The following is a 14,743-nucleotide window of genomic DNA, read 5'->3' on the forward strand; positions in this document are numbered from 1 at the left end:
TAACTTCAAGATGTTAAAAAAATAATAAAGCCTCTGTTCTGTTTAACTTATATTGTATTTTAGCTGAACAAAACGATTACACCACAGTATAACATTAAATCATTAAGCAATGAAAACACTACTTAAAACGCTTCCTTTAGGCTTATTTGCCATCTTAGCGCTCTTTATCGTTAGTTGTAATAACGATGACGACAACAACGGAGGAGTAACTCCGGAACCACCAATTGCCGATCTTTCCATTTATGAAACCGCAGTTTCGTCACCAGACCTTACCATTTTGGTAGAGGCTTTAGAAAGAACAGGACTGGATGACGTCCTCAATGCTGACGGAACATACACCGTTTTTGCACCAACCGACGATGCTTTTACCGCTGCAGGAATTTCGCTGGACGATTTTACCGATGCAGAATTAACCAATCTTTTATTGAATCACGTCCTGGGAACGGAAGTAATGTCAACCGACCTTACGACCACGTACGTAAATACACTGGCTACCGGGCCGGGTGAAAATGCGATCAGCTTATTTGTTAATACTGATGGCGGAGTAACTTTTAACGGAGTAGCCTCTCCGGTTGCCGACGGACTTGATATCGGAGCCAGCAATGGTATCATCCATTTGATCGATGCACCACTGGGTATCCCTAACGTTGTAGAACACGCAGTGGCCAACCCTAACTTTAGCACCCTTGTTTCAGTAGTTACCGCTCTTGGAGAAAGTCTTCCGGACCTTACCGCTGAAGGACCATACACCATCTTCGCACCTACAAACGAAGCCTTCGACGCGTTATTCGAACTTTTAGGAACTACTGATATCGCTCCTGAGGTACTGGAAGCAGTGGTATTATACCACGTTGTTGCAGGTGCTAATGTACAATCAGGAGACCTGTCTGACGGTCAGGAAATTCCTATGGGAATCGATGGGGAGATCTTAACGGTAGACCTTAGTGATGGAGCCATGTTAATGGACGGAACAGGTAGAGATATCAATATTATCGCAACAGATGTACAAGGTTCCAACGGAGTGATCCATGCTGTTGACCAGGTATTGCTACCACCTACGATCGTGGAAGCACTTCTTGCTAATGCTTCTGTATACCAACTGGCGAAACTAGCTCCGGGTTATGGAACTTTAGCCAAAGCTATTGAGCGTGCCGGTCTTGTAGACGCTTTAAGCGATCCGGAAGCAGACCTAACCGTTTTCGCACCGGACGATACTGCCTTTGATACGTTTCTTGGCGGACTTACCATCGATGATGTAGATGCTGATGCGCTTGCTAACATCATTTTAAACCACGCCCTGGCGGGTACCTTTGATGCTGCTGCAGTACTTGACGCCGGCACAAGATATACCACAAGTTTAGCCACTTATGATGTGGATGAAAATATTAGCATGTATTTCAACACAAGTAATGGTGTTGTGATCAACGGTGGAGCCGACAATGGAGGTGCTACAGTAGTTGCAACTGATATTCCGGTTGTTAATGGAATTGTTCACGCGGTAGATGCCGTTATCGGTCTTCCAACTATCGTGACCTTTGCAGCAGCAGACCCTAACTTCAGCAGCCTGGTAGGTGCATTAACTGCAGAAGGCCAGCCTGATTTTGTTGGAATCCTTAGCGGCACTGACGGAGCTCCATTCACCGTATTCGCTCCGATCAATTCAGCCTTTGAAGCTTTAGAGTCTGTACCATCAGGAGATGCACTTACAGCAGTATTGCAACACCACGTAGTTGGTGGAGCCAATGTAAGATCAGGAGACCTTGTTGAAGGTCCCAACGAAGTACCTTCACTTGAAGGTGATATGATCACAGTATCCCTCCCATCTACCATGGGTGAAATCGCCGATATTACCGATGGTTCTGGAAACATGGGATCGATCATCGCTGTGGACGTTCAGGCGTCTAACGGGGTGATCCACGCTATCGACAAGGTATTGATCCCTGATACGAACAACTAATTTTTAGATTTTACATAGTTATGAAATGGCCCGGGAGACTCCCGGGTCTTTTTTTTGCACCTATACCAATTTTTCTCACACCACCGGTTATCCCGCGATTCAGAAAATCTGACACAAATCCGACACCAATCCTTATTGGGTTCACCGACTATTTCGCTCATCTTAACTTCTTTATTTTCAATTAGTTAGGGTTATATTGATTTTTAAAGCCAAGATCAATCGTATTTAATAACTCACTAAACACTTTAAACTATGAAGGCTTTAAAACTGGGAATCTTTTTTTCCCTTTTGCTCGTCATCGCTTCCTGTGGAAAAGACGACGAAAGCATTACCACAGACCCCTCGTCTGAACAACCTTCCCTCTATGAAATGGTCGCCGCTGACCCTGCACTGAGCAAATTCTCTGCTTCCCTCGTGCAAACCGGACTAAACACAACACTTACAAATCCGGGAAACTACACGGTTTTTGCACCTACAGACAAGGCGTTATCAGATCAGGGTATCGACCTTGAAAAAATGAGTACTCAGGAACTTAACACGTTCATCAGTAATCACATTATCGAAAAAAGCCTGCCGTCATACGACATGACGACCTCCTATGTAAAAACCATGGCCAAAGGTCCTGAAAACAACAATCTCAGCATGTTCATTCATAACGAATCAGACATCGTATTGAACGGAGATGCTGAATTGCTATCGGACCAAAAAGACCTAATGGCTGCAAACGGGGTGCTGCACTACACCAGCAAAGCGCTTAAAGTTCCTTCTGTGACCGATCACGGAAAGATCAATCCGGACTACTCTCTGTTTGCTGAGGCGATATTACTTCTCGAAGATTATCTGCCTTACCTTTTAGGTATTGACGAAGATCAGCCATTTACTGTTTTTGCGCCTACCAACGGTGCATTTATGGCCACTATCGACCTTATGGGATTCGATGCGCTTGGTCAGATTCCGCTAAACACGCTCATGCAAATACTCCTCTACCACATTAGTGTAGAAGGAAACCTCGATTCCGGTTCGCTTGAAGACGGACAAATGGTAGAAATGGTGATGGGAGGCTCCGTCAAGGTTGACCTCAGCGATGGGGTTAAGATCGTTGATGGCACACCACAACCTGCTAACGTAGTTATGCCCGACATCCAGGCAGATAATGGCGTATTGCATAGCATCGATAAGGTGATGATCCCTGAACATGTAGCCAAAGAGATCGGTGCTGCCAGCACCATGGCAGAATTACTGGCCATTAACGGTGACTTTTCAACACTTAATGATGCGCTCGTAAAAACAGGACTTATCGCTGTTCTGGCAGACCCATCTGCCGAACTCACCCTCTTCGCGCCTAACAACGCAGCCTTTGCCGCCGCATTAGAAATGTATGGGGTAGATTATGAGGATGTACCTATGGATCTTCTGAAAAATATTCTACTCAACCATGTACTGGGAGGAAAAGTATTTGCAGGTGATATTGAAACCGGATACACCAACAGCAGTGCCGTCAATATGGATGGTGATAACCTTAGCATGTACCTGAGCAAAGGAGACGACGGAGGCGTAACCATCAATGGCGGTAGCCAGGTGATCTATGCCGATTTTGAAACCCGAAACGGAGTGGTTCACGTAGTAGACCAGGTAATAGGTTTGCCTACGATCGTGACCTTTGCCACAGCAGACCCTGATTTTAGTAGTCTTGCCGGCGCACTGACCGCCGATGACCAACCCGATTTTGTTGGGATCCTTGGTGATCCGGCGAGTGATCCGTTCACAGTATTCGCTCCGATCAATGACGCCTTTGCGGCCTTACCATCGGTACCTTCAGGCGACGCCTTGACCCAGGTGCTGCTGCACCACGTGGTTGGAGGGTTAAACGTTAGAGCCGGGGACCTTGTCGCCGGAGACAATACGGTTCCATCGCTGGAAGGCGACAATATTGTGGTTACTGTACCCGCAAGCATGGGAGGTATCGCAGATATTACTGATGGTACCGGAAATACCGGTTCGATCATAGCGGTAGATGTGCAAGCCATTAACGGTGTGATCCACGCCATTGATGCAGTCCTCATCCCCGACACCACCAATTAAACAAACAACTTAAATTCGTCAAATGAGAAAGGCCCGGGGCAAATGTCCCGGGCTTTTTTTATAAACACATGTAGAAATTAAGACCCCAAACACCACGATCCGTATCGAAGTAAATCTCCACCATTTACATTTTAAGGAACAAAAACAAACAACTAACCTGTTTATTATCAGTAGTTTGCGTGATTTTGTTATTTTTAAACCCCTCCCCCTAAACAGTAATACGCATACTACAATAAACAACACTAACCCTTAAAAACAGAACATGATGAAGATCTTTACACGGGGGATTTTCTTAACCCTTCTTACGATCGTTGCCTCCTGTAACGATGATGACGACGGCAATCGCTCAACCCCACCATCAGTCCTATCCATCTATGAAACAGCGATCAGCTCACCGGACCTGACCATACTGGTTGAAGCCCTTGATCGCACCGGACTGTCGGAAACACTGGATGAACCGGGCACCTATACCGTTTTTGCTCCAACCGACGAAGCCTTTACCTCGGCAGGTGTTTCCCTGGATGACTTTACAGACGACGAACTCACCAACCTTTTACTCAATCACGTACTCGCTGCAGAAGTAGGCTCAGGAGATCTGACTACCGGATACCTGAACACCCTTGCCACAGGCCCGGAAGAGAAGCTTATTAGTCTTTTTGTCAATACCGATGGAGAAGTCCTCTTAAATGGCACTTCATCGCCCGTAGCCGACGGCCTGGATATCGGTGCTTCGAACGGTGTAATTCACCTAATTGATCAACCGCTTAACATCCCGAATGTCGTGGATCATGTGGTTGCTAATCCTGCATTTAATTCGCTACGAGAGGTCATCTTATCTTTCGGAGATGCCGTCACGGACATTCTTGATGAAGAAGGCCCTTTTACTATTTTTGCGCCCACAGAAGAAGCCTTTGCTAACCTAACCGACATACTCGGAGAAGAAGGGGTTAACGAGGAAATATTACTCAGCATACTGCTCTATCACGTGGTTCCCGGACAAAATTTACAATCGGGTGACCTTACTCCTGGCCTGGAAATGATCACAGCGAACGGAGAGTCCCTTTTTATGGATTCTGAAGACGGAACAAGATTGATCGATGGGACAGGAGGTGCAGGCGTAAACATCTTAACCTCCGACATCCAGGGATCCAATGGCGTTATTCATGAAATAGACCGGGTACTACTACCTCCATCTATCGTGAACAATACCGTACTCGAGGCAAGTATCTACCAACTGGCAAAGCTCACTCCGGGATACGCCTTACTAGCTGAGGCTATTGAACGTGCAGGACTGGTGGAGAAACTAAGCGACCCTGATGCCAACCTCACCGTATTCGCTCCTAACGACGACGCCTTTATAACCTTCCTGTCCGGGTTTGACAACATCAATAACCTGGCAGATATACCTGAGGCAGATCTGGCAAACCTTCTCAACAACCACCTGCTTAGCGGACAATTCACAGCAGCAGATATCGTTAGCGCAGGGTCGGGATATGCTTCTACCCTCGCTATAACCGCTGGTGATGATCCCGATAATATTAGCCTTTACGTCAATGTAAGTGAGGAAGGAGTGACGCTTAACGGTATAAGCGCTGTAGTCTTTCCAGATTTCCAGGTAAGTAATGGGATCGTACACCTGGTAGATGCTGTTATTGACCTGCCTACGGTGGTTACCTTTGCAGCAGCAGACCCGAATTTCAGCACACTGGCAGAAGCTGTGATCGAACAAGGTTTATCCGATGTCCTTGGAGGTACCGAAGGATCTCCATTTACGGTTTTCGCCCCTACCAATGAAGCCTTTGCAGACCTTACTGACCCACCAACGGGAGATGCGCTTACTCAGGTGCTCTTGCATCACGTCGTAGGCGAATCCAACGTTCGCTCTTCCGATCTTCAGCAAGGGGACAATACGCTTGCATCGCTCGAAGGAGACAACCTGTTGATCACCCTGCCACCTGCCCAGGGAGGAGTCGCAGATATCACCGATGGTTCAGGAAACACCGGATCGATCATCGATGTAGATGTTCAGGCGGTCAACGGAGTTATTCACGTTCTGGATCAGGTAATGCTACCTGACATGAATAATTAAAGAAAGTAATCCGTAAATAGCTTAAAAGCCCGGGCATTTACCGGGCTTTATTTTATGAGCATACTTGATCGCTTTTCAAAATAAAATGCAGACACCTACCCATTAACACATAAACCATAATTGAGTGACGTATGCATGGAATTTCACGTTCACGCTCAAAACAAAAAAGGGAAGCCGTATGGCTTCCCTTTTTCTATAACTGTAAAGGAGGGCATGCTTAACGCTTCCCTTTCTTTTGTTGCTCTTCTGCCTGCTCCATCATTTCGCGCATACGCTTCTGGAACTTGTTTTCTTTCTTAGGCTTTTTCTTATTCTCCTGGATCTGTGCATGGATCTTATCCTCATCAATGATGTAGTTCTTGATCACCAGCATGATCACAATGGTAATAAGGTTAGAGATAAAGTAGTATAAACTCAATCCACTCGCATAGTTGTTAAAGAAGAACAACATCAGTAGCGGAGAGATGTACAACATCATTTTCATGAGTTTCCCCATATCTGGCATCCCTTCCTGAGCCGGTTGTTGCATCATTTGCTGTTGTCCGGTGGTCATTCGCATATAGAAGAAGATAGCGATCGAAGCCAGGATCGGGAACAAACTCACGTGATCTCCATAGAACGGGATCTTGAACGGAAGTTCTGCGATCACATCGTAAGACGACAGATCGTCTGCCCAAAGGAATGGCTTTTGCCTTAACATGATCGCCGTAGGGAAGAACATGAAGAGGGCGTAGAATATCGGCAGCTGCAATAAGGCAGGTACACATCCGCTCATCGGACTCACCCCGGCTTTGCTGTAAAGCTTCATGGTTTCCTGCTGCTTCTTCATAGCATTGTCCTTATACTTCTCATTGATCTCAGTGATCTCCGGACGCAGCACTTTCATCTTGGCTTGCGACAGGTATGACTTATAGGTTACCGGAGACAATACTATTCGCACCAGGATGGTCATAATAATGATCGCAATACCATAAGGCAGGAAGGAGCTCAGAATATCATAAAGCGGGGTAAACACATGCTTATTGATAAAACCAAAGATCCCCCATCCAAATGGGATGGATTCTGAAAAGTTAAAATCTTCGTATTTCTTGAACACCTTGAGGTCGGTCGGACCGTAATACCAGTGCATATTATGCGCCAGCTCTCCTCCGGCGATCTCCAGAGGGATTGCAGCCTTATAATGCTTGGTATACTTTGCGGTATCAGACTCCTCCTCTACCAGGTTCTCTGAACTCAGGGTAGCTGTTTTAAACGGAGTAGTAGTCGCAAGGATGGTACTAAAGAAGTGCTGACGGTAAGAGATCCACTCAAGATCTTCTTCTGTCTCAGAATCATCTCCCATCTGCCCCAGCTTGCTAATGTCTCCATCATGATTATAGGTAAGGCGGGTATATCGGTTCTCATACTCGATACTCTTGCTGTGACGGATCCCTTTAACCTCCCAATTCATATTTGCAGGCACACTGCTGTTGAGCACGCCGTTAAGACCTTGGGAACGCACGGTAAAGTCGACCATATAATCGTCAGGCTTGATCTCATAACGATATTCCAGGTAGGTTTGCTCTCCTGTTTTTAGTCGCATGCTTAACACCTTGTTATCGCCATTTTGCGATAATACCGGCTCAAAGTAAAGATCTTCTGTATTCAGGGTTCGGTTATCGGTGGTGGCAAAGCTCAGGTTAAATCGGGCATTCCCATCTTTAACCAGATACACCGGCACAGAATCATAGGTTTTAAATTGCTTGAGAACAGCTTCGCGTATCTGACCACCCTTATTGGCAATAGTCAATTTTACCACTTCGTTCTCAAGAACGGTTTCGCCCTCTCCAACTCCGATGGCAGCTCCATAGGCGAAGGCCCCAAGCTGACTTTTATATCTTTCCAGCGCGAGGGAATCGGCTGCGAGAGAATCGGCTTCAGCCATCGGCACTACTTCCTGTTTAACAGCAGGCTGTGTGGCCTGTTCTACCTGTTCTGTGGTAGTGGCCTCACCGGCCTCCTCCTCAGGAGTAGGCTGATTATTATACATCACCCAGATGAGGATCGCTCCGATCAAGAGGAACCCGATCAGGGAGTTCACGTCAAATTTCTTTTCTTCCATGGTTTAAATTTAATAGGCTGTTCAAGGTCGGGAATTGCAGACCTTTGCTATGCTATATATGTTTCGGAGAGAAATCAAAAACCTCCCCAATTCCGGTTAAGATGCCAAAGTGGCACTGTTTTTTTCTTTATGGTGATTCAAAGATGCTTCTACAAATGCTACGAACAGCGGGTGCGGATTCGCAACCGTACTCTTGTATTCAGGGTGGTATTGCACCCCTACGAACCAAGGATGCTCAGGAATTTCAACCACTTCTACCAATCCGGTATCCGGGTTCAATCCGGTAGCCTTCATCCCTGCTGCCTCGATATCGTTCTTGAACTTATTATTGAATTCATAACGGTGACGGTGACGCTCAGAGATCTCTTTTTGTCCGTAAACATCGTATACGATGCTACCTTCCTTAAGCGCACATTTCCATGCACCAAGACGCATGGTCCCTCCCATATGGGTAATGTCCTTCTGCTCTTCCATCAGGTCGATCACCGGATTAGCGGTTTGCTCATCCATTTCAGTGGAATTCGCATCTTTTAGTCCGAGTACGTTTCTCGAGAATTCGATCACGGCCATTTGCATTCCGAGGCAGATCCCAAGGAACGGGATGTTGTTCTCGCGCACATACTGAATGGCTTTGATCTTCCCTTCGATCCCGCGCTCTCCAAATCCGGGAGCCACAAGCACTCCATCAAGCTTAGCGATCTTTTCCCTAAGGATATCATCGGAAATATGCTCTGAGTGAATACAATCAACGTGAACCTTTACTTCATTCTCTGCTCCTGCATGAATGAACGATTCAAGGATCGACTTGTAACTATCCTGTAATTCTACGTACTTCCCTACGAGTCCGATATGGATCTCGTGTTTAGGGTTTTTATGACGACTTAAAAATTGATTCCAGTTGGTAAGTTCAGGCTCCTGATCGTCAGAGAGCGCAAGGCGATTAAGAACCACCTTATCGAGCCCTTCATCGAGCATAAGATTCGGAACATCATAGATGGTAGAAGCATCGATCGACTGGATCACGGCTTCGCGTCTAACATTGCAGAACAATGCCAGTTTATCTCTAAGATCATCAGAAAGCTCGTGCTCGGTACGACACACAAGGATATCGGCCTTAATTCCACTCTCCATGAGGGTCTTCACAGAGTGCTGGGTAGGCTTGGTCTTTAATTCTCCTGCAGCAGAAAGGAACGGGATCAGGGTAAGGTGGATCACCATTGCATTATCTTCTCCCAACTCCCACAGCAATTGTCTTACTGCCTCGATATATGGTAATGATTCGATATCACCAACAGTACCACCGATCTCGGTGATCACGATATCATAGTCTCCGCTATTCCCTAGGATCTGGATACGCTCTTTGATCTCATTGGTAATATGAGGAACCACCTGTACGGTCTTTCCAAGAAACTCTCCGCGACGCTCTTTTTCGATCACACTCTGGTAGATCCTACCGGTGGTCACGTTATTGGCCTGAGAGGTATTTACGTTAAGAAATCGCTCATAGTGACCGAGATCCAGATCGGTTTCAGCACCGTCGTCGGTTACATAACATTCGCCGTGTTCATAAGGATTAAGAGTCCCCGGATCCACATTGATGTATGGGTCCAGTTTCTGGATAGTGGTCTTATACCCTCTGGACTGTAATAGTTTTGCCAAAGATGCGGCGATAATACCTTTACCCAATGATGAAGAAACCCCTCCTGTAACAAAAATGTACTTCGTGTCTGCCATGTAAAAACGCTTGTAGAATTGCTGAAATTTTCGCGCCAAAAATACAAATAAGAATTAAAAAACTCCGGTGAATACGGCTAATTTTAAGATTTTAAACGGATTGACGGCCATTGGCGATGATCTTTCTGATAAGACCTTCCAGTCCGTTCACTTTGATCTCGTACATGGAGCTCAGATATAGCCCCATTTTCCCTTCCGGGAACCCTTTTTGGCGCATCCACACGTAGTAAGGCTCAGGGATATCTACCAACAACCTGCCCTTGTATTTTCCATAGGGCATCCGCATAAAAGCGATCTTTTGTAAAAAGGCGGCTTGTTCATTCATAGACTTCTTCCAGATACTGTTTTATTCGGGACTCCCAGAGCAACTGTTCTTTCAGGTCAAGGGAATAATTGGTCTCTTTATCGTAAAGGGCCTGTACAGAATCCAATTCTCTTCTCACCTGCTCATAAACAACTTTTACCGAAGGCTGCGGATCCAAAGAAGGCGCTATCGTATCAAATGCACGCCTGAGTTTTGCTGCGTACCAGGCAGTAATATCAAAATGCAGTTGTTCATGCAACAGCAGCTCTTCATCTTTCAGGTCTTCGCGCACCCAGCTTTTTTCCGGAAAGAACAAGGCCTTAACATCGTATTCATAGACCAACCTTCCTTCCTTAAGATATCCGTTAAACGTATAGGACAAAGCGGAGACCGTAGTAGCTGCAGCATCAACAGAACGGTCCGGCACACCTCTGAAATCGACCCACCTGAGCTTCTTACCGGGATGCCACGCTACTGTTTCCTGATCCTGCTGAAGACCAAGACTCAAGAAAAAAATCAAATAGGGTAGTAATTTCATTTATTGCGGCGTTTGCCCCCATACAAAACGAATATCCTTCTCGATCTCGGGATGCAAACTAAGGAGCACCGGACAAGTTTTACCGGTTTGCTCGAGTATTTTTCGATCTTTCTCAGAAGGCGAGGCGGGAATAACCACCTCTACCCTTACCGCAGCGATACGCCTTGGAGCCGCGGCCATTTCTTTTTCAATGGTCGCTACAGCTCCTTTAAGATCCACTTCCATATCACGGGCCTTGATCCCCATAACGGTAAGCATGCAGCTGGCCATTGCCGTAGCTACGGTATCTGTAGGAGAAAATGCCTCCCCCTTTCCATTATTGTCTATTGGTGCATCGGTGATGAACGTATTACCGCTCTTCACGTGGAGACATTCCGTTCTCAGTGCCCCCAGATAGGTTACTTTCGAGGTCGTTGGCATTTGGATCTACTTCTTTTATAGTGAGGTTATCATAGCGAACAATATACAAGGCACGGTTAATGAATCCGCCCTCCGGAGCACGCTCGTAGTTGAATTTATTTTCGGTATAGGTTGTCTCTCCTACCTTGGCAGCCACCACATCCAGATTCTTATTGTATGCCAGTCTCAGCAGCACGTCAAGCATCAGGTCAAAGCCGCGAATAGCATACCTGTTGGGCTCCACTCCAAAACGAGCTTCGTATTGCTTATGAAACAGTGACGCTCCTGCAACCGGCTTATAAAAGGTTGGATAGTGAAACTGAAGATTGGACAAGTGCAGGTTCGAAATGTTCTTATTGTCATAAACATTCCCCTTTAAGGTAGTGAGCAGCCTGATCTTGTACTCTTCGGTCTGAGCCGAATTCACAACAGCTGTCACATTCCCGATCAGGTTAAAGGAACTACTTTCCAGGATGACCCAATTCTCCTTTTCTGCCGAAAGGAAGGGATTCAGATCCTCCAGTCTCAGGAATTTATCGGAAAGGGGATCTACGATCTTAGCTCCTGGGAAAACAGCACGCAATCGCGCCTTGGTATAGGCATTCTCCTCGTCGGCAATGATGATCACATTTTTACCTTCCCCATAATTCTCTAAAAACCTGAACATCTCATTGCGCATCAGGTCATCCGGAGGTAAGGTTTGATAGACATTAGGACGCATTTCCAGCCCCTTATTGATAAAGGGCGCAAATACGGGAACTCCTGCTTCATTGAGAAAACCACTAAGGTCATTGATCACAGATGGTCGTACAGGGCCTACAACCGCATCCATTTCCTTCAAGGCCTCTCTTTTCCTGAAATCCAGAATGAATTTATCGCGGTCACCACTATCAAAAACACGCATATCGACAGAGACTCCCATTTTCTTAACCGAATCGAGTGCGACCAACACCCCGGTGTAGAAATCAAGGGACACCCCAAGCAAGGGCGAACTATTGATATCATTCTTGGTTCCGCTGATACTGTCAAAATTCACCGCACCCAGGTCAAAAGGAAGGATCAGACCTACCTTGGTACTGGCAGGAACGCGAATACTATCGATAAGACTAAACTTCTCGACCAGAATACCATTATTGAGCACCAACTGGTTTCCGGTAACCTTAGGCAGCTTCAGGATCATCCCTTTCTGAAGTCCTGAATCCTTAAGTATCGGATTCAAGGCTTCGAGCTCTTCTTGTGAGAGTCCGAGTTTCACCTTCAGACGATAAAAACCTTCTGCAGGTTTCACCTCGTAATAATTGTAGAGGCTGTCAACCACCGTGATCTTATCGTTGCCCGGCACAAAAGGTACCATCAGGGTATCCCCTTGCTGTAACACATCGCGGATCTCCGGATTGAGTCGCACCAGCTCTTCCTGGGTGATGCCGTGCTCATAAGCTATGCGCCATTTACCTTCAGAAGGCTTCACTACATAAGGAACAAGGCCACTTTCCGGCACCTGCCAACCTGAAACAGCATCTTGCTGCTTGAACACAGGGATTTGAAGCCTTTCACCCTTTCTTGGGAGACGACTGTAAAGCACCTTGTTATAGCGCTTGATCTCTGCCTCGGTAACATCATACTTCTGGGCTAACCCAAAAAGGGTCTCCTTTCTCTTTACCCGGTGGCGAATAAAACGCTCCACCTCCTTTTCCTTCACACCGGAAGCGGCCTCCTCGTCGGAAAGGACCATATCAGAACGTTCACCTGATGCAACCGGAATAACCAGGATGGTGTTTGGGGTAACACCATCCTTGGCTTCGGGATTGTACTTTATAAGATTAAAGGGAGTTACCCGGTATTTCCTTGCGATCTGTTCCAGGGTCTCCCCTTCTTTTACAGCATGGGTCTTAAACTCCTGCTGGGCATAGGTTAGGGAAACAAAAAGCAGCGCAAGTAATACAAGTATGTGTTTTTTCATAAACCTATAAATGTTATTCCCACTCGATGGTGGCTGGTGGTTTAGAGCTAATATCGTATACTACTCTATTAACGCCTTTCACCTTATTTATTATATCATTAGATATTTTTTGCAGGAAGTTATACGGCAAATGCACCCAATCTGCGGTCATCCCATCTGTACTCTCAACAGCTCTCAGGGCAACACATTTTTCATAGGTTCTCTCATCTCCCATAACTCCTACCGAGTTCACCGGAAGCAACATAGCACCGGCCTGCCATACCTTATCATAAAGATCCCAACTCTTGAGTCCTTCGATAAAGATGTGGTCTACCTCCTGTAAAATACGAACTTTTTCTTCAGTAATATCTCCGAGGATCCTGATAGCAAGTCCCGGCCCCGGGAAAGGGTGTCTTCCAAGTAATTCCGGATCGATACCCATACTGGCACCTACCCTTCTTACCTCATCCTTGAACAACATATTCAAAGGTTCCACGACCTTGAGTTTCATGAAATCGGGAAGTCCGCCAACATTGTGGTGACTTTTAATGGTTGCTGAAGGGCCTTTCACAGAGATCGACTCTATCACATCGGGATAGATCGTCCCCTGACCTAACCATTCCACATCTTCGAGAAGGTGTGCCTCGTCATCAAAAACTTCGATAAACACACGACCGATAGCTTTACGCTTAAGCTCCGGATCTTCTACGTCTTTCAAGGCATCCAAAAAGCGTGCCGAAGCATCTACTCCTTTTACGTTAAGCCCCATACCCTCGTATTGCTTGAGCACGTTATCGAACTCGTTCTTTCTGAGCAATCCGTTATTCACAAAAATACAGTACAGGTTATCTCCAATAGCCTTGTTGAGCAGTACAGCGGCTACAGTAGAATCAACACCTCCTGAGAGTCCGAGTACCACCTTACCATCTCCTACCTTTTTCTTAAGGTCGGCAACGGTCATATCCACAAAGTTATCCGGTGTCCATGTCTGGGCAACCCCTGCGATCTTAACGAGGAAGTTTTCCAGCAACTGACGGCCGTCTGTAGTGTGGTATACTTCAGGGTGGAACTGGATAGCATATGTGCTCTCTCCATCGATCCTGTAGGAAGCGTTTTCCACATCTGCAGTACTTGCGAGACGAACAGCTCCTGAAGGCAATTCCTTGATCGTATCACTATGGCTCATCCAAACCTGGCTTCCAGATTCGATGTTTTCGAAGAAGGTCTCATTTTCTTTGATGTAAGACAGATTAGCCCTTCCGTATTCGCGGATGTTCGAAGGCGCTACATTCCCCCCGTTAAAATGGGCCAGGTATTGCGCTCCGTAACACACGGCGAGTAGTGGAAGTTTCCCCTTGATCTCAGAAAGATCCGGGTGAGGTGCATCTTCTGCCCTTACCGAGAACGGACTCCCTGAAAGGATCACCGCCTTAAATTGCTTAAGGTCTTCCGGAATGTTATTGTATGGATGAATCTCGCAGTAGATGTTCAATTCCCTTACTCTTCTCGCGATGAGCTGGGTGTACTGCGAACCGAAGTCTAAGATAAGTACGTTGTTTTGCATGCGCAAAAATAACAATTTACACTGTTTCAAAAAGGG

Annotated in this window: 10 protein-coding genes; 3 read left to right on the forward strand and 7 right to left on the reverse strand. The window is 46.3% G+C overall.

The features are described 5' to 3' along the window. Positions 1 to 109 precede the first annotated feature (109 nt). The 3 genes from IS446_RS07760 to IS446_RS07770 all read left to right on the forward strand — a co-directional run bounded on the left by IS446_RS07760 (position 110) and on the right by IS446_RS07770 (position 6,128). Positions 110 to 1,957, forward strand: coding sequence for a fasciclin domain-containing protein (locus IS446_RS07760; protein WP_203059492.1), 1,848 nt, complete (start codon positions 110 to 112; stop codon positions 1,955 to 1,957). 252 nt (positions 1,958 to 2,209) lie between these two features. After that, entirely contained in the window at positions 2,210 to 4,039 is a 1,830-nt protein-coding gene (locus IS446_RS07765) for a fasciclin domain-containing protein (protein WP_203059493.1), read from the forward strand. Positions 4,040 to 4,301: 262 nt separating this feature from the next. After that, positions 4,302 to 6,128, forward strand: coding sequence for a fasciclin domain-containing protein (locus tag IS446_RS07770; RefSeq protein WP_203059495.1), 1,827 nt, complete (start codon positions 4,302 to 4,304; stop codon positions 6,126 to 6,128). Between the two features lie 217 nt (positions 6,129 to 6,345). On the opposite strand, the gene yidC is transcribed toward IS446_RS07770, so the two are convergent. From yidC to guaA, 7 genes are all read right to left on the reverse strand, one after another. Next, the gene (gene yidC / locus IS446_RS07775) at positions 6,346 to 8,229 is read right to left on the reverse strand and encodes a membrane protein insertase YidC (protein WP_203059497.1); all 1,884 of its coding nucleotides are present in this window, start codon (positions 8,227 to 8,229) and stop codon (positions 6,346 to 6,348) included. A gap of 96 nt (positions 8,230 to 8,325) precedes the next feature. Continuing rightward, a complete protein-coding gene (locus IS446_RS07780; RefSeq protein ID WP_203059499.1) occupies positions 8,326 to 9,963 on the reverse strand; it encodes a CTP synthase in 1,638 nt (545 codons plus the stop codon). A 91-nt stretch (positions 9,964 to 10,054) separates the two neighbouring features. Further along, the gene (locus IS446_RS07785) at positions 10,055 to 10,288 is read right to left on the reverse strand and encodes a DUF3820 family protein (protein ID WP_203059501.1); all 234 of its coding nucleotides are present in this window, start codon (positions 10,286 to 10,288) and stop codon (positions 10,055 to 10,057) included. Then, a complete protein-coding gene (locus IS446_RS07790; RefSeq protein ID WP_203059503.1) occupies positions 10,281 to 10,805 on the reverse strand; it encodes a hypothetical protein in 525 nt (174 codons plus the stop codon). The genes IS446_RS07785 and IS446_RS07790 overlap by 8 nt, the downstream gene beginning before the upstream one ends. Then, positions 10,806 to 11,225 carry an OsmC family protein gene (locus tag IS446_RS07795; protein ID WP_203059505.1) on the reverse strand — a complete coding sequence of 140 codons (420 nt, stop codon included), beginning with the start codon at positions 11,223 to 11,225 and terminating at the stop codon, positions 10,806 to 10,808. Next, complete coding sequence (locus tag IS446_RS07800) at positions 11,155 to 13,164, reverse strand: LysM peptidoglycan-binding domain-containing protein (RefSeq protein WP_203059506.1); 2,010 nt, start codon at positions 13,162 to 13,164, stop codon at positions 11,155 to 11,157. The genes IS446_RS07795 and IS446_RS07800 overlap by 71 nt, the downstream gene beginning before the upstream one ends. Before the next feature lie 13 nt (positions 13,165 to 13,177). Further along, positions 13,178 to 14,707, reverse strand: a complete 1,530-nt coding sequence (gene guaA, locus IS446_RS07805) for a glutamine-hydrolyzing GMP synthase (protein WP_203059507.1) — start codon at positions 14,705 to 14,707, stop codon at positions 13,178 to 13,180. Between the last annotated feature and the right edge of the window lie 36 nt (positions 14,708 to 14,743).

Origin of the sequence: Robertkochia sediminum (assembly GCF_016786255.1) — a bacterium.
Lineage (GTDB): Bacteria > Bacteroidota > Bacteroidia > Flavobacteriales > Flavobacteriaceae > Robertkochia > Robertkochia sediminum.

Coding starts and splice junctions, on each gene's coding strand:
- IS446_RS07770 (WP_203059495.1), top strand. CDS start 4,302: ATGATGAAGATCTTTACACGGGGGATTTTCTTAACCCTTCTTACGATC.
- yidC (WP_203059497.1), bottom strand. CDS start 8,229: ATGGAAGAAAAGAAATTTGACGTGAACTCCCTGATCGGGTTCCTCTTG.
- guaA (WP_203059507.1), bottom strand. CDS start 14,707: ATGCAAAACAACGTACTTATCTTAGACTTCGGTTCGCAGTACACCCAG.
- IS446_RS07795 (WP_203059505.1), bottom strand. CDS start 11,225: ATGCCAACGACCTCGAAAGTAACCTATCTGGGGGCACTGAGAACGGAA.
- IS446_RS07765 (WP_203059493.1), top strand. CDS start 2,210: ATGAAGGCTTTAAAACTGGGAATCTTTTTTTCCCTTTTGCTCGTCATC.
- IS446_RS07785 (WP_203059501.1), bottom strand. CDS start 10,288: ATGAATGAACAAGCCGCCTTTTTACAAAAGATCGCTTTTATGCGGATG.
- IS446_RS07780 (WP_203059499.1), bottom strand. CDS start 9,963: ATGGCAGACACGAAGTACATTTTTGTTACAGGAGGGGTTTCTTCATCA.
- IS446_RS07790 (WP_203059503.1), bottom strand. CDS start 10,805: ATGAAATTACTACCCTATTTGATTTTTTTCTTGAGTCTTGGTCTTCAG.
- IS446_RS07800 (WP_203059506.1), bottom strand. CDS start 13,164: ATGAAAAAACACATACTTGTATTACTTGCGCTGCTTTTTGTTTCCCTA.
- IS446_RS07760 (WP_203059492.1), top strand. CDS start 110: ATGAAAACACTACTTAAAACGCTTCCTTTAGGCTTATTTGCCATCTTA.